This is a genomic window from Vibrio sp. 1159, from assembly GCF_033340395.1.
Classification (GTDB): domain Bacteria; phylum Pseudomonadota; class Gammaproteobacteria; order Enterobacterales; family Vibrionaceae; genus Vibrio; species Vibrio alginolyticus.
The window spans coordinates 590-1,085 of the sequence record NZ_JAWOWL010000176.1 but is presented as its reverse complement, the minus strand read 5'-3'; the positions used below and the strand labels follow the sequence as shown (position 1 = coordinate 1,085).

The following is a 496-nucleotide window of genomic DNA, read 5'->3' as shown; positions in this document are numbered from 1 at the left end:
GTTGCCCTTCGAAACACGCGTCATTCGCAAGCTTCAAACAAGGATAACGAGCAAAGTCTGGTTGCAAGAATGTCAATTCACCTACTTGAGTAAAGTCTAGCGGTTTTACACCGGCATCAACACGAGAAGGATAAGACATTGTCAACGCAATTGGTGTTGCCATATCTGGCTCTCCCATTTGCGCCAGTACCGAACCATCACGATACTGAACCATTGAATGGATCACGGATTGCGGGTGAATAATCACTTTTAACTGGTCACGAGCCGCATTGAATAGCCATTTTGCTTCAATGTACTCAAGACCTTTATTCATCATAGTCGCAGAATCGACCGAAATCTTTGGCCCCATAGACCAGTTAGGGTGCGCGATTGCCTGTGCTGGCGTTACGCTGTCGAGATCGGCAATGTCAGCGTAACGGAATGGACCGCCAGATCCGGTTAACAGAATACTAGAAATGCCATGCTCATCTAAGTTACAGCGGCCAAGATTGGGTTG

General features: G+C 47.2%; 1 pseudogene. It reads right to left on the bottom strand.

Going from position 1 to position 496, the window contains the following annotated elements:
* Positions 1-496: pseudogene (locus R7127_RS26825) on the bottom strand (1-deoxy-D-xylulose-5-phosphate reductoisomerase); the annotation flags it as partial.